We start from the raw sequence: 15,413 nt of genomic DNA, 5'->3' as shown, positions 1-15,413 counted from the left end.
TTGACGTACGGACTACACTTTGTCCAGGTTATGCCCGGGTGGACCAGGCCTCAACGTCCCAAATCTTAGTGACCCAATCCTCATAGAAGTCAGGTTCGTGGGATACGAGCAGAACCGTGCCCTTGAAATCCTTTAAAGCCCGTTTCAATTCCTCTTTAGCGACCACATCCAGGTGGTTGGTCGGTTCGTCGAACAATATCCAGTTCGTCTCCCGCATCATCAGCTTGCATAGACGGACTTTGGCCTGCTCTCCACCGCTCAATGCCCTGAGTTGACGGGTAATGTGCTCGTTCTTTAGTCCGCATCGCGCCAGATGCGCACGGACCTCATGCTGGTTCAGATGAGGGAATTCGTTCCACACATCGTCGATCGGCGTCCCGTTTCCGGGACGGACCTCCTGCTCAAAATAAGACGGAAAAAGGAAATCGCCTTGATAGGTTTTCCCGCTTACCGGCGGGATTTTGCCCAGAATCGTTTTCAGCAGGGTCGATTTGCCCACCCCGTTGCAGCCGACGATAGCGATTTTTTCGCCCCGCTCGATAGTCATGGACATTTTGGGCAGCAAAGCATGCGTATAGCCGATCTCGAAATCGATGCCTTCAAATACGGTTTTGCCGCTGGCTCTCGCTTCCTTAAAACCGAAAATCGGCTTGGCCGCTTCCTCCGGCTTATCGATCCGCTCCAAGCGGTCCAATTGTTTCTCCCGGCTCTTGGCGCGTCCGGACGTCGAATACCGCGCCTTGTTGCGCTGGATGAAGTCCTCCTGCTTTTTGATGTATTCCTGCTGCTTCTCATAAGCATCGATATGCTGGCTTTTATTGATGTCGGCCATTTCCAGAAACTTATCATAGTTCGCAGTATAACGGGTCAACTTGGCGAATTCGAGATGGTAAACGACATTGACGACTTGATTCATAAACTCCGTGTCGTGGGAAATCAAAATAAACGCGTAAGGGTAATTTTGCAAATAATTCGTCAACCATTGGATATGTTCCACGTCCAGATAGTTGGTCGGCTCGTCCAGCAGAAGTACGTTCGGTTTCTCCAGCAAAAGTTTCGCGAGCAGCACCTTGGTCCGCTGTCCCCCGCTTAAAGCGGCAACATCGCGGTCGAGACCAATCGCGGAAAGCCCGAGGCCGTTGGCCATTTCCTCAACCTTGACATCGATGAGATAGAAATCGCCGATCTCCAGCTGCTCCTGGATTTCCCCCATCTGATTCAGAAGTTCCTCCAGCTCTTCCGGCGTAGCGTCCGCCATTTTATCCGTAATTTCCATCATTTCCTTCTCAAGCTCAAGCAGCGGAAGAAACGCGTCCTTCAATACATCCCGAACCGTTTTCCCGGGGGTCAGCTTGGAGTGCTGATCCAGGTATCCGTAACGCACCTTCGGGGTCCATTCCACCTTACCCTCGTCCTTCAGAAGTTGTCCGGTCAAAATATTCATCAGTGTGGATTTGCCCACACCGTTTGCTCCCACTAGTCCAACATGTTCCCCGGCAAGCAGCCGGAAGGACACATTTTTAAACAGCGTTCTTTCACCAAAGTTGTGGGAAAGGTTCTCTACGGTCAATAAACTCATAATTAACGCACAAGCTCCTTCTATATGAAAAATAGGTTTGTTTCTTTCAAAAAGAGACATTCAAGAACCTATTTTAACATACGGAGAAGACGTCCGTAACCTCTCCGGATTAAATGATTGTAAAAGTTCGCACGCCTGGGGTCAAGGTGCCCGCAAAGGACAATGGGCTTCAAAATAACCTTTCCCCGCCGCATCCCTTTGGCTGGCGAATATTTCTAACGGCACAGTTCCGGATCCGTAATAACATGGGCTACCGCCGGCGAACCGGATTCCGGTCTCAGGGTCGCTCCACCCGTAAACCGGCCTTTGTTTTACAACCCTCCCGCCACCTAGCGCGTAATTGTTATAATGCTTGCTTCCGACCGGAATGCCCTGCAGAAAAACAAGGATTCCCACATCATCGATCGTATTGTTCCACGCCTCCCGCGGAATCGTCGGGAGCGTAAATATATAGTTGAAGCCAAGACTCCTCGCAAACACATTGTGATTGTCGATGACGCTGGACAAATCTGCTTCGATGGCGGAAACGATGACCGATCTGCGGACATTCTCAAAGGTTTCCTTTTGCTTAAGAAGCTCTATGGACAAAGCACCCCCGAGTTCTTCCCTTAAACCACGGTGCACTTCCCCCGAAGCTGTGTCGATTACCGTAATCTGCTCATCCAGGGTAAAATATATCGTGTTCCCTTCCGCATCGTGATGGACGTAGGCTTTCTTGGGCCACCAACGATGCCGAGCCAAAAGACTTCCGTCCTCTCCCGCTATCTCTTGTACTGCGTAAACATAGTATCCGTCATAATCGATCACTATGACCGCCGGGATGTAAGTCATCAATTGATCGCGGGATATCGCATCCTCATGCTCGCCCAAATTCAACATCAACGTTTCCAGCAGAGCGGATAGAGCCGCTTCCTTATCAGCCCGCATAAATTTGGAAGAACCGTAGCCCGATTCATAGCGCTGAAGCTCGTTTAGGCTTAGCATGCTTCCCGCGTCTTGAACCGCCGTCCTAAGCGCTGCCGTGTACTTGATCTGCAGCCGATTCGCCTCCCTGAGTTGCTCCGAATCCCAATGCAGCATAAACAGGGCCGGAAAGGCGAGAAGGACAAAAACGACGGCCCAATCAGTAATCTTCATTCAGCACCATCCCCCCGTAGGTGATCCGCTTGCCCGCCTCACTCCAGTTCCCCGGGCCGTAGACGAGATCCGCCAATGCATGAGAAGTGGGCCGGGTTTTGGGCTTCAAGGTGACTTGAACGAAGTCCCCCGCTGCCAGCTTGTATAATCTCTCTTCCGCTTCGGTTCCGCTCGCGTTCGCCGGAAAAAGAACCTCGAAGATCCGGTCAGTATAATAAGAGTCGTAAACCACGGAATACCGCCCTTGAAAGGTTGCAGGATCGGCCGGATCGACGTATTCCGGATGGTATTTTTTTCTCCGGTGCTCGATTTCGATGTCGTACACGTTCCCGCCCATCTCCAGGTCCCGGGAAAAACCACGGTACATCTCCGGTGAAAAATATCCCTTATTCCTTACCGCGTCCGTAAATTGAACCAGCGAGTTGTACGCCGACAACATCTCGAAATCCGCCTCCCGCTGGGCAAATTCCACAGCAGGATATAAAAACAGGAGGATCAGGGCCAGCAGGGCAGCCGCGATTTTGGACAGCGGGTTACTCAATCCGCAGACCCCCTAAATTTTAATAAACGCAAGCTTATATAGTCGCTCCTGATGATCGTAATAACAGCGCGCTCTGTAATCGCCCTGCAGGTCGAGCACGGATAAAGCCAAACGTAAATCCCGATCCCCGTTCCCGCCCGGCTCATACACCGGTTCTCCATAATAAGGGATCTGTTTGGAATCCACGGTGACCTCCACTCCTTCGCCCGCCCACTCTCTTAAACCATACAATATATGCATCCCCTTATACCTCACCGCCTTATGCAGCCCCTCGGCTACCCTGCCGAACGTTGAAACGACGCTCACTCTCTGACCTTGAACAAAAGGGACTAACTTTTGCTGGGCCATGTCGAAATGCCGGCATTGTTCCAGCGTAAGGATGAGCGCGGTAAAACAAACGGATACGGCCGCTCCCAGCCATAGCATTTTTTTCAGGGAATCCAGCATAGGTTTACGACGCTACCGTCGTCTGCGTGAAAATGATCCCTCGCACTACGTTGGAATTGTCCTTAATGACCTTCGCTTTAAATTTCCCGCTGGGATTGACGTATTCGTTGAGTTTTTCATTCCATGTATTTCCGATATCGGCCGGGCTCCGGCCGCTCACCGAACCATACTCTTCGTTGGTAAGGGGTCCGCTGATGCGGAGGATGTCCCCGTACCATTGCCCTCCCGAGTTTTTCCCTGTTTTGATTTGAATTCCGAACTCTCCCCGGTCCTTGAATTTCCGCAATGCGTTGGTCACCTGTGATCCGCTCACCGTCGTGTCGTCATATACCGTAAAGGAAGCTTGCGACAGCTCGGTCTGGATATCCGAAAAATTGTTTTGGGCCGTTTTGGTTGCCTCCTGGGCGGATACGAACAAAATCACCACAATCGTGATGAGTGCGATAGTCAAAAAGATCCCTGCCGCCACCTTCAAGGCGGACGATGCGTTATTCATAAATTACAGCCTCCCGATTTTTAAATGTGCTGAATCTGCTTGAAATAAATGTCCATCTGTTGAAAACTCATCCATATTAGCGGGATAACAAGATAAGCAAAAATCAGGCAGTACATCGGGCAAAAACCGAGCATTCTTCCCCATCCCGCTTTAACATCCAGCGATTTCTCATAATCGAGCCGCCTCCGCTCGAATTGGTAGGACATATCACTTTCCAATTCGTCGAATGCGTCGCGGATCGTGATCTTCTCCGCGGCCAAAAGCAGCTTATCGCAAAGCTGCCTAAATTCGTCCAGCACTGCTTCTTCTTTCATTTCCCGCAACGCGTCTTCTCCTCCGTGGCCGTAATGGAGCAAGCATTTCTGCAGCGGTGCTTTAAAGATAACGGCATAGTTATGCAGCCAATCGAGAATCTCTTCCACCGAGATGCGCTCAAGCTCCCGTAAAATCGAAATCATCGTTTGAAACTGGTATACTTCATGCCGCATATCCATAAGCCTCATCCTGCGCTGAAATTTCAAAACCCAAAGCGGCGTAAAATAACCGGCGCAGCCCGCAAGAACGGATAAAAGCAGCTCCCACCATTTCATATACTCCTGATTCCAGCGATCCATTTTATCTAGAATTCGCTGCGTGATCGCGGCAAGCTGCTTCTCGTCCGGCTTCCCGCCGACAGCGGACCATCCCGTCGCCACGGCCTCCGCGATTTCCTCAGATTCAAGCTCCGCCTTCATGCCAAGCTTCAGCATGATCTGCCTATCCTGTTTGGCCTCCTTTGCGGCCGTTCGGCTGTCCTCTTCGGACATTGTTCCGAAGAAGACAGTATTGGCTGGCGGTTCACGCATAATCCACCCCCGGCTTTGCCCGTGCATATAGAAAAGGGAGCCGGTCGCCAAAAGCGTGCATATTCCGAAAACGGCTATCCTTCTGATTTGAAACTGCCCAACGTTGAGGTGATGATTGTTATCTTTCAATAATTGCTCAAGCCGGGAATAGGCTGCCGTAGACGAGCTTGGCGTGAATATTCCCCCCAGCTTGCGAACAAAGCTCAAACGCTGCAACTGAACTTCCCAAGGCAACCGCCGGCTTTGTCCTGCCCGGTAAGGCGGCATCACCCGGTCGCCCTTCAGCTTTTGCAGCAGAACATAACAAAGCAATATAACCACAAAAATGCCGATCTTGACGACCAATCCCAACTTGCTCAAATAAAACTGGTTCATCAGGGGAAAATTCATTCTCGCCCACCATTCAATCGGCTTGGTGAAGAAAAAAGGCACAAGTGCGATGATATTTAGCCCTTGCAATAAATAGTCCAATTTCTTGCGGCGAATCAGCTCCAGTTGAATTTCCTCGGCGAGTCCGGAAATTCCCCGCAAATATAGCGATCTGCGCTCTGTTTTTCGGTCCCCGAATTCCATGACAAGCCGGGATATTCCGGCAAACACTTTAAGGAAACGATTTGGCGCCGTTTCATAGTACTTATCCAACGCCTCATCCGGCTTGCTGTCGGTCAGAGCCGCATAAAGCATTTCCGCGTGGATGCCGATCTCCGCCGGAACCTGGTCAATCGATTCCTGAATGGAATCTTCCACCATGCCATGCCGATGAAAAGCATGCCTAACCGCCGTAAACCAGTCCAGCATTTGTTCCAGCAATTTTTGCTCCAGCCGATTCACGTATCCGTCGAGGAGATTCCCCTGAATCACGGCGATGGCGAGCAAAAGCGACACCGCAAAGACCAAGCCCGGATTCCAGGCGGTCAGCAACCCGAAGGCAGAGCCAAACAGCAAGGCAAGCAGAATCACGAACTTCATGGTGGCTCTTCTTAAGCTGAACTCATCATATCGATGAAGTAATGAAAGGCGCTGGCGAACTTTCATTACTTCATGGCGAAGGAGCGGGATTTTTACCGCTAACGCATAGGATCTCAGCAATATCGCGGAAAGTGTATTCCGCAGCCTTGACGGTATATTTTGCTCCGGCGTCCATGCAAGTCCCCGTTTTCGCTCCCTAATGCTTAACAGCCGGCCTAATCCATAAAGCAATGCGAACAGACAGAGAGACAGCCCAAAGATGACAACAAGAAAAGATTTAAGCTCCAAGCCGCTCCCCCCAATGCTTGTCCAAAAACTCCCCGAAACGAGCCGCTTCCCTTGGGGGCATCTCCCGAAGCATTTCTTCCTGGCACCTCATGGAAAGAGGTTCGGCCGGGAAATAACCGCCGTTGCGGTATTCCACAATCACTCTTTCCCTATACCCTTTGGAGCCCCCCGAAAGTCCGCCCAGGTTGTGCCGGCCTGCACCTTGTTTACTGCTCCCTCCAAGCTCATCATGCTTGCAGCATTCCGAAATCCGTTCGATATACCTGTTTCCTTGACGATCCTTGCAAAGATGAATATCGAAATCGAGCACCTTGGCCACCTGTGCCTCCGCGATCCGCTCATCCCGGAAAACACCCGTTTTAAGGAGTGAATTCCGTAGCGAATCCACCAGATCACGAAACGTTTTGGCATGGTGAGTAAAAATAGTAAACAGGCTGGCTACCTGTCCCATCTGTATCATCCAGGCCGCAACCTCATCTGTCGCAACTTCTCCCAGAATATTGACGGTCCCATCGGTTTTTTTCTGTACATCGAGCCCTTCCTGACCGGAGACGTACTCCGTTTCTCTAAAGCTCAAAATATTCCTTGCGGTATACATATGGCGGAGATGAAGCTCGAACGACATCTCTTGAACCCGCAGCGTGTAGGAGGGATCGATATGTTTTACAAGCGCCATGAGCAGCGTCGTTTTGCCGGAACCCTGGGAACCGGTAATAGCGGTAATCCGGTTGCCCTTCATCAAGAATTTCAATAGCTCGACGGGCAACTCCGCGTTTTTCCCTTCTACCAGACTTTCCACCGAGGCGCTCTTGACATCGAATTTGCGGACAAAAAACGCCCACGTCTCGGCAAAGGGAGGACGTACGACGACGACTCTCGAACCGTCCTTCATTTCGTTGACTTTAAAGCAGTTCGCCTCGGACAATTGGCCCGGCAAATTGAACTTGTAAATGTTTTGACATACCCGCTTTAGTTCGGCTTCATTTCCGAAGGAAAGGAAGGATAAACGCAGGCTCTTTCCTTTGTAAAAAATCCATACGCTATCCCAGGCGCGCGTCACCTTTCTCCCGTCCTCATCCAGCGGAATTTCCGGCCACTCTCCCGCAAACTCGGATACCGAGTCCCCCCACGCGGCGCTGTTTCCCGGCATCCCGCTGACTCCTCCACTGACCCCGTCGATATGCTGCTCCCGTATGGTATCGATTACGGAAAAGCCTTTATACATTTGATAGATCCGCTGCACGACCAGGTCAAGCTTTTCGGGGAATGAAAGCAGCCGGAACTCCCGGTAAAAAATCCGGTCCACATCGTCGGCCGTAATTTCAAAAACCTCCCCGCCCCCTTCCTGTGGGACCGGTTTCGGCCGATCGAGCCCATACTCTTCGATCATGGTCGATAGCCCGTCCGGACCATGTCTCTTCTCGTATAAGTAAAGTAAGATATCAAATCGGTCCTGAGCAGTCAGTTTTTCGCGCTCATCGAAAGGAATAATCCGTCCGATATTGCTTTCGTTGATACCGTAGCTTCCTTGCAGCAGATCGCGTATAAACATTTTCACATAACGTTTATCCTGCATATCGCCATGCACACATCCCTTAAGCGCCTGACGCAATTCGGCACGGGATTTCACTTTTCGCTTCCATGCCTCTTCGTTCATCCCCCAATCGTTGGCAGGGTTGCGGCTCAGCTCATGAATCTGATGTTTGATACAAGCAATCAGTTCGTCCATTGAATAGCGGTTTCGCGCATTCGTTTCATTCCCGGGCTCATCTTGGGCAATTCTGGCTCTAAACCACACAGCCAACAAGCAAGAAAGGATCAGCGCTAAGCATCCTAAGACGTTCACGGCTGCTCTGTCCACAGTTATGCCCCCTTTTCGCCGGACAATGGAGTTCCGCGTCCAGCCAACGTATATATCGCTTGGCAAAAGGGCATCAGCCCCCGCAGCATTTCATCCCTCACCTTTTTATACTGAGGCGCCGGGCAGTGGAGCCTGAAAAACTTCAGCAATTCCCGGTTATTCCACGCATCCGCGAATTTGGTGCTGTAGGAAATGCCATACACGGGAAGCGTGCATGCAAACCTCCGGCAAATATTGCGCACCGTCCACTGTGACCCGGGATCATAAGGATAAACGACGAGAATTTCCGCGACAGAAGAGCAGCCGGCTTCGCACTCCATTCCCAGAAAAAAAGCCTCGAGCTCCGACCGATCCTGGCGTAAAACCGCTACCCTCAAAGGGGCTGGCCCCCTTCTATACAGTTCCTTGGATTCGGTGCCGAACTTACCGGAGAAGGGGGTACGGGACAAACAAATATCGTAGACTTGTTCCGCGACCGAGTAGATGTTTTCCTTTTCCTCCATGCCTATATACGGATCAGGTCCACCCCGAGAACATCCGGTCAAAAGATCCAGTCTTCCCGTAACGACGGGCAGCGTATAATCCGGGAAGTTGTGCTTTGTCAGCTTTTGATTCGCGGCAAGTCTTCGTATCGCATCCATCCCGTTTTCCGCAAGAGGCGAAAGCGGAGCATAATAGTTTGCTTGAACGGAGAATCCTGCCTCCACCCCTGTCCCGCCGGGCTCTCCATTTAAAAGCAACAAACGCCCCGGATAAGTCAACGCCATGCCTATTGCGCTTGCCGCCGCCAATTGCGATGAACCTCCCCAGCCGGTATCCCCAAACACAATCCGGCTCATGCCCTTCTCCTTTCCGCTTGCCGGAGCGTCTTTCTAGTATCCCTGCCGGTCCATCCGGCCAATTCCTCGAGCATGATTCGCAGCGCCTTTTTATAGGACCTCGATAACCTGCCCATCCGCAAAATGTGGCGATGCTCATTCTCCAGCTGAACCGCCAGATTGCCCTCACACCACGGGATATCAAGCCCCTCCCTGGACCATTGAACCGGCAAACTCTCCATGCAGCTCAAAATATATTCCGGCTTCAAAAAACTGTCGACAGTCCGGATAAAAACCGGCCAAAGTTCGAGCCTCGACAACTCGGGCCAGCGTAAAAACAACTGCTTAAACCACTCCACCGTACGTTCCACTTCAAATCTGTCGAAAGAAGTGACCCATATCGCCTCATCTGCCTTGCTCCAGAGCTCCCTAGTCCCATAATGCATCGTTTCCATATCGTACAAACAGAAGTCGTACTCACCGGCAGGTTCAGCCAAAATCCCGTCACAAATGTCAAAGCCGCAAAACTCGGTGATCGGCATTCCCGTAGCGCCGCCACCCAGGATGTAGCGGTATTTCCCGCCATCGGTCAAATCCACCAGCAAAGCCCGCTTCCCCGCCTCGCTCAACGCTTTGCAAATATAAAGCAATAAATCCCTCTTATCGCTCTTTCCGGTAAAAACTATGCGTTTCAAAGCTACTTTCCCCCCTTTAATCGGATGGCCGCATAACAAACTGCTCTTCCTTCCCGACGGCCGTCGCCCCCGGGGCATTGCCGGACGCCTGGAGACCGGCAAATTCCGCTGCCGTCTGTGCCGACATTCCGGCCAAATCGGCCTCCAGTCCCGCGCGCGCGGATCGATTTAATGCTTGTTCCGCTTGACGTACGATGTTGGGGTCCTTCCGGATTAACCCAAGCACCGCATCGTTTGCCGGATATGTCGGTACCGCTTTGGCCTGCAGTCCCGGTTCCACATACAGTAAGGCGTAGATCGATGCTTTGTGCAGATAGGCATCGACGATGGCGCTCGATAGCGACAAAATCTCGGCTTCATTTAGCGTCATCGTGACCACGCCATTCGAGAGGGAACTCACCCGCTTCTTGGACAATAAAATGTAATCCTGACCCGTTGGAAATTGGATCCTTACATCCACGGTATCCTGTTTGGACAAAGTTCCGGGAAGTTGAATAAACCCCATCTCCCGATAGCGCAAATCGGCGGATGTCGGCTCTTCCTCATATATCAGCGATTCCGTCAGCAACGTATTGGCCTGAAGCGGGAGCTTGACAGCTTTGCCGACAACCATGTCCCTGGAATTTAACAAGTCTGCGGGGACGGCTTGAGCCGGTAGCTCGATCGGGACCACATCCTCGGCCCGGATCATATACCCGGCAGGGAGGGGCCGGGAAGGGGCCCACCCGCGAATCTGCCGTTTCTCCGAAGCAGCTTCCTTCAACCGATTGATTTCGGCTTCCATAGCCTGTCGTATGGCGGCCGTCTGTTTTGCATGCTGATTGGTTTGAATAATCATCCAAGCTGTAAAAATAGCGCCGGTCACCCCCGCACCTATAGCGGCGGCCAGCATCAGTTGCTTCGTCTTTCTTCTCCATGGAAGCAATCAATCACGTCCCTTCCGTAGTTTTCGATTCCAGCGGATTCCATTGATCCTCCCTTTCTTTCCCGGAGGTGGAAACATCCCTTCGCACACCTCCATGAGGGCTTGTTCCATTAATTGACCTGGAGAAAACGGGCAGTTGTCGGCCGGAAGCCCGTACACCCTGACATCCCCCAATTGTTTGCGGAGAAATCGAATGACGTCCGGAGAGGCCATAGGGAGACAGCACGTCCAATTTCCTTTGCCAGCCAAGGGATACTCCATAAAAGCGAGTAAATCATCTTGCCTCCACCCCGCCCCCGGTGTAACCAATATCGACAGATCCGCCCGGGAAAACTCCTCCATCATTTCCTGGCGTCTGCTGGATCCCAGATCGCAAACGACGAACTCGTAGTGATTCGAAAAAATTTCCAGCAGTTCCATTTTGCTAGAAATATGAATGTATTCCACGCCGTGAAGCCTGAAGCCCCGAAAGTTCCCAGGGTGCTTTTGGCTTTCCTCTTCCCCGGCCCATCGGGCAATAGCCCGGAATGCCGTGGATCTCTCATCCGCCTCCACGACCGCTACGCTTCGTACGCTGCGGGATAACACGTGGGCCAGACTGATGGAGAGATGCGTGCCTCCGGAACCCGGAACGGTGCCCATCACGGCGATGATATGCGGGCGGCGGCCCCGCGACAAAGCTCCCGCCACCTCCTGAGGTCCGGGATGGCAAAGCCTCTTTAAAGCTCTCCCGGCTTCCTCGGCAGAAGCGAACCGTTCCTCCGGATTTTGTTGGAGCAGCTTAAAGACCGCCTCTTTCAGCGCCCCATATCCCCTGCCCCGAAACTCCCGGTCCGCGGCTTCCGACCAGGAACTGAAGCGGCAACCTGTCCCCAAATAAAGAAGTACAGCGCCAAGCGAGTACAAATCCGCCCTCCCGTCGCTTTGCCTCCCCCCATACTGTTCGGGAGCCGCAAACCCCGCCGTCCCGAGTTGAATCGTATCCTCAGACCGCTCCGGCTTATACTTGCGAGCGATTCCAAAATCGACGAATCGAATTTGTCCTTTGCCGTCGACCAGCAGATTGGATGGTTTTAAATCCCGGTGCACGATCGGCGGCCGACGGCTATGAAGGTACTGCAATCCTTCGCAAATTTGCGACCCGAACCCGGCCAATTGCTCCACACTAAGCGCTTTTCTCTGATCCAGCACAAACCGGTCCAGATGAACCCCTTCCACTACATCCATGACCAAATACGAATGACCGGATTCTCGGAGTTGAATAAAATCCACAATTTGCGGCAGCCGCGGATGACTCAATCCGATCAAAAGCTTGGCTTCTTCTTCCGGACGGACCCCAATTCCCTCCATGCCGAAGCTTTCCTTCACGGCCCACTGCTTTCCCGGCAGCTTTAAATCGGAGGCAAGATACACCCGGCTCATCCCGCCTTCACCGATCACCCTCTCCAATCGATATCTGCCCGCCAGAACATCGCCAACACCAAAACCCGGAACGGACGGCACTTGTCCCCTCCTTTCCCGACGAAAAAAAAAGCATCCCCTGTCCCGATCCGGTCAAAGACCGGACGGACAAGGGATGCTTTCCCATACGTCAAATTTGTATAATTTTGGAACTATTATAAACCAAAATATCCCAACCTGTAAAGAGGTTTTTTGTCTACTATTAATTTATGACATTAATATTTTATCATATACAATGTAATTTCATCACGGTTGTGAAACAGCTGCTTGGCCCGCTGGATCTGAAGCCGGGAAGCTTCAAAGGTTGCGGTAATCTCTTGGATGAGCGCCATAGGTTTCTTGCTTAGCAGCTTTACCGTCACAATGGCCGTTCCTCCGGGAACAAGAGCATAGAGCAGCTCCGTCACAAGTTTGGCGGTCAGCTTTGGATTCCAGCTCATGTCACAAACGAGGAGATCAAACTGGTGTTCGCGAAACTTAACGCTGTTCGCATTCTTTCGCAGATGGGTGAGCCGCGGATTTCGCAGCACATCTGGATGCAGTTTGGCCGGATCGACGGCAGTCACCTTCATCCCCCGCTCAAGCAGAAAAGAAGTCCAACCTCCCGGCGCCGCTCCGATATCCACAGCTTCCTGAAAAGAACTAAAGTCAATGCCGAAAATCGCCTCGGCCTCAAGCAACTTGAATTGGGCCCGGGAGATTTGCCCTTCCTCCCGCTGAAACCGGATCGCTCCGCCATTCCAATCGGATAAATTGTCCGCGGGTGCGGTTATGCCGGCCAGTATCCGTTCCTTGGCGGCAAACACGGAAACAATCCAATCCGCCTCTCTGACGACGATTTCCGCATCAATACCGTCCAGGCGCGCCTGGAGTGCCTCCTTCAGTTCGGCGGCGCTGCCTTCCCAGACCGCTTGCTCTGATTTACGCGTTTGGATCGCAATCTTGGCTCCATGTAGCCTAGCATCCGCCCGCAAAAAACGGGCAAGTTCCTCTAGCCCGCACTCGCTGTTACCGGATGGCTCTTCCTCCCCGCTAACCCACTCCCATTGCACGGCGAACAGATGGCGCAAAAATATCGGTTCTTTCTGGCGCAATGACGCTGCCACCTGCTGTGGTCCAGCCTTCAGCGACACGAGGAAAACCTCCCCGGGCACCAGCATCGTGCTTTTGACAGCCCCGAATTGTCTGCGAAGCTCTTCCTGCGCGTATGGAGCAAAGCCATGGTTGGCCGAGCATACCCATCTTGTTATAAATTCCGCTCCCGAATCCGTCCCGGTTTCCCGCTCTATCTCGTTGTTCAAAGCTTGCGCCCTCCCGCTTTACGTTCAATTTCCTCCAGCAATTCGAACGGAATAGGCCCGTTATGCAAAATGACATGCTCAGGCTTGTTTTGGTACAAAATTTCGTACATACTCTTCTTTCCGTACATGCTCGAGGTATGGAGGTAAATTTTGCGGGCGTACAGCCCTTCCCGCGCAATGGCGGCAGCCGCATCGGAACCGGTCTTTTCCCCCGGTCCCATATCGTAGTCCAGCGACAAGATGTCCACCTCCGCCACCCTAAGCAGCTCCAGACATTCATCTACGGACCTGACTAAAGTAAAACCTTCGGGACAACGTCGAAAGTCGTCCATATACACATGAATCACAGTCGTTCTTCCTTTCCGCGGTATTTCAGCCCTAGCCTTCCACCCATTGCCTGATCCGGTCCATATCTTCTCTGTAAGTGCCGTCGCTTCCGGCTTCACTCTCCAGAATTAACGGCTTCTCCTTCACCGGGCTGTTTTTTAGCAGTCTGCGAAAGCCGTTTTCTCCGATGTATCCCTGCCCTACTCTTGCATGGCGATCCTTCCGGGACAATGCAGGGTACTTGGAGTCATTTAAATGAACCGCGGCCAACGCGTCCCAAAAACCCAGTTCATTCGCTTTAGCCGCAAACGTGCCGTCCCGTTCTCCGGTCCACATGCCTGCGGCGAACGCATGACAAGTATCGAGGCAAAAGCCGACGAGCCCGGGGAAGTCGCACAACTTACGAATCTGCACAAGTTCCTCCACCGTCATCCCCATGTCTCCATGATCGCCGGCCTGGTTTTCGATCAGCAGTTTGGACTGTCCCTGCCAATCCCGAAGCACCTCATTAATACATTGTATAATATTTTGGTATCCTTGTAAGGGGTTTCTTTCCTTATATATTCCAAAATGTACAACAATTCCCACAGACCCGCAAGCCTCGGCAATTTCCAGATCATTCCTTAACGAATTCACCGTTCTTTCGAACTGTTCCTTCTGGGTCACGGAACTCACGGCCAGATTGCTCGGATAAGGCGTATGCGCAACGGATAAAATGTCATGATCCTGACAAAATTTTCGGCAGCGTGCCGCATCCTTCTCATCAAACCTTTTCACGGTCAAACTTCGCGGATTTTTGGGGAAATACTGAAAAGCTCCCGCTCCCATGCGGTATGCGGCCTCGGCGGCGCCGTAGTAGCCGCCACGGATACTCATATGCCCCCCGATTTTAAGCTTAGCGGTCATACTGACAGCCCGGACTATAGAACACCTTGCGTCCGTTCAACTCGGTTTTTACGATGGCATCGCCGCAGCGAGGGCAGTTTTCCCCTTCCCGATCATAAACCCGGCACAATTCGTTTGCTCCTCCAGTCAGTGTATCGTTCTTCGTCAGAGGAAGCTCCATATATCCTCCGGCTTGCGTCATTTCCGTCAGAACTTCCTGCATGGCTTTGTAAACTGAAGCCACTTCGGCATCGGTCAAATTCTGCACTTTGGCCGAAGGTCTGATCCCCGCGGCAAAAGCGATCTCATCCGCATAACAATTGCCGATGCCCGCAATCACTTCCTGATTGACAAGCACGGTTTTCAGGCTGCCCCGGCGTTTCCGCAAAAGTTCGGCAAATAGCGCTTCATTCATTTTACGGCCAAACGGTTCGGGCCCCAGATGAGACAACGCTTCCTCCGCTTCTTTCGCGCTGAGCAAATGCAAATAGCCGAGCCTTAACCCTATAAAATAGAGGATCAAATCCTCGCCAAACGTGATTTCGATCTGCGTGTTCCGATCCGGGCGATCCGTCCCGGACCCCAGGTAAAGCAGCCCGCCCAACATCAGATGCAGCAGCAAACGGCGTCCGTTGTCCAGGTGAAACAATAAATGTTTGGCTCTCCGCTCGATAAAAATGACCTGTCTGCCTTGGAGTTCTTGAATGAAGTTCTCTTGAGGCAAATTGAGCGATTTCTCCCGGTTCACAACCACTTGAGAAATTTTAAGGTCCAAAATATGCTTGGAAAGCTGAATTCGGTAATTTTCCATTTCCGGCAATTCCGGCACGATACATCT

The 15,413-nt window shown here is 52.0% G+C and carries 15 protein-coding genes; all 15 read right to left on the bottom strand.

Translation table 11 applies throughout. The annotated features are described in order from the left end of the window. Nucleotides 1-28: 28 nt before the first annotated feature. The 15 genes from V4U84_RS11480 to V4U84_RS11410 all read right to left on the bottom strand — a co-directional run bounded on the left by V4U84_RS11480 (nucleotide 29) and on the right by V4U84_RS11410 (nucleotide 15,404). Nucleotides 29-1,579 (bottom strand): ABC-F family ATP-binding cassette domain-containing protein, encoded by a 1,551-nt coding sequence (locus V4U84_RS11480; protein ID WP_334071242.1) that lies wholly within the window; start codon nucleotides 1,577-1,579, stop codon nucleotides 29-31. Nucleotides 1,580-1,720: 141 nt separating this feature from the next. Then, nucleotides 1,721-2,716 carry a hypothetical protein gene (locus V4U84_RS11475; RefSeq protein ID WP_334077215.1) on the bottom strand — a complete coding sequence of 332 codons (996 nt, stop codon included), beginning with the start codon at nucleotides 2,714-2,716 and terminating at the stop codon, nucleotides 1,721-1,723. Next, the gene (locus V4U84_RS11470; RefSeq protein ID WP_334077214.1) at nucleotides 2,703-3,257 is read right to left on the bottom strand and encodes a hypothetical protein; all 555 of its coding nucleotides are present in this window, start codon (nucleotides 3,255-3,257) and stop codon (nucleotides 2,703-2,705) included. The genes V4U84_RS11475 and V4U84_RS11470 overlap by 14 nt, the downstream gene beginning before the upstream one ends. 12 nt (nucleotides 3,258-3,269) lie before the next feature. Further along, complete coding sequence (locus tag V4U84_RS11465; protein ID WP_334071246.1) at nucleotides 3,270-3,704, bottom strand: hypothetical protein; 435 nt, start codon at nucleotides 3,702-3,704, stop codon at nucleotides 3,270-3,272. Between the two features lie 4 nt (nucleotides 3,705-3,708). Next, entirely contained in the window at nucleotides 3,709-4,200 is a 492-nt protein-coding gene (locus V4U84_RS11460) for an ABC transporter permease (protein ID WP_334071247.1), read from the bottom strand. Nucleotides 4,201-4,220: 20 nt separating this feature from the next. Next, nucleotides 4,221-6,014: a hypothetical protein gene (locus V4U84_RS11455; RefSeq protein ID WP_334077213.1), complete on the bottom strand. Its 1,794-nt coding sequence runs from the start codon at nucleotides 6,012-6,014 to the stop codon at nucleotides 4,221-4,223. Between the two features lie 277 nt (nucleotides 6,015-6,291). Beyond that, a complete protein-coding gene (locus V4U84_RS11450) occupies nucleotides 6,292-8,163 on the bottom strand; it encodes an ATPase, T2SS/T4P/T4SS family (RefSeq protein WP_334077212.1) in 1,872 nt (623 codons plus the stop codon). Between the two features lie 2 nt (nucleotides 8,164-8,165). After that, nucleotides 8,166-9,002 carry a hypothetical protein gene (locus V4U84_RS11445; RefSeq protein ID WP_334071250.1) on the bottom strand — a complete coding sequence of 279 codons (837 nt, stop codon included), beginning with the start codon at nucleotides 9,000-9,002 and terminating at the stop codon, nucleotides 8,166-8,168. After that, on the bottom strand, nucleotides 8,999-9,676 hold the full coding sequence (locus V4U84_RS11440; RefSeq protein WP_334071251.1) for a hypothetical protein: 678 nt from the start codon (nucleotides 9,674-9,676) through the stop codon (nucleotides 8,999-9,001). The genes V4U84_RS11445 and V4U84_RS11440 overlap by 4 nt, the downstream gene beginning before the upstream one ends. A 16-nt stretch (nucleotides 9,677-9,692) precedes the next feature. Beyond that, complete coding sequence (locus V4U84_RS11435) at nucleotides 9,693-10,601, bottom strand: SAF domain-containing protein (protein ID WP_334071253.1); 909 nt, start codon at nucleotides 10,599-10,601, stop codon at nucleotides 9,693-9,695. Then, entirely contained in the window at nucleotides 10,602-12,104 is a 1,503-nt protein-coding gene (locus V4U84_RS11430; protein ID WP_334077211.1) for a serine/threonine protein kinase, read from the bottom strand. 173 nt (nucleotides 12,105-12,277) lie between these two features. Further along, the gene (locus V4U84_RS11425; RefSeq protein WP_334077210.1) at nucleotides 12,278-13,363 is read right to left on the bottom strand and encodes an SAM-dependent methyltransferase; all 1,086 of its coding nucleotides are present in this window, start codon (nucleotides 13,361-13,363) and stop codon (nucleotides 12,278-12,280) included. After that, the gene (locus V4U84_RS11420) at nucleotides 13,360-13,707 is read right to left on the bottom strand and encodes a cyclic-phosphate processing receiver domain-containing protein (RefSeq protein WP_334077260.1); all 348 of its coding nucleotides are present in this window, start codon (nucleotides 13,705-13,707) and stop codon (nucleotides 13,360-13,362) included. The genes V4U84_RS11425 and V4U84_RS11420 overlap by 4 nt, the downstream gene beginning before the upstream one ends. Before the next feature lie 34 nt (nucleotides 13,708-13,741). Continuing rightward, the gene (locus V4U84_RS11415; protein WP_334071256.1) at nucleotides 13,742-14,596 is read right to left on the bottom strand and encodes a deoxyribonuclease IV; all 855 of its coding nucleotides are present in this window, start codon (nucleotides 14,594-14,596) and stop codon (nucleotides 13,742-13,744) included. Then, nucleotides 14,586-15,404, bottom strand: coding sequence for an Fpg/Nei family DNA glycosylase (locus V4U84_RS11410; RefSeq protein WP_334071257.1), 819 nt, complete (start codon nucleotides 15,402-15,404; stop codon nucleotides 14,586-14,588). Before V4U84_RS11410 ends, V4U84_RS11415 begins: the two co-directional genes overlap by 11 nt. Nucleotides 15,405-15,413: the final 9 nt, after the last annotated feature.

Origin of the sequence: Paenibacillus sanfengchensis (assembly GCF_036864765.1) — a bacterium.
In the GTDB taxonomy this organism is placed as follows: domain Bacteria; phylum Bacillota; class Bacilli; order Paenibacillales; family Paenibacillaceae; genus Fontibacillus; species Fontibacillus sanfengchensis.
The sequence above is the reverse complement of the archived record's forward strand: the minus strand, read 5'-3'. Positions and strand labels throughout refer to the sequence as shown.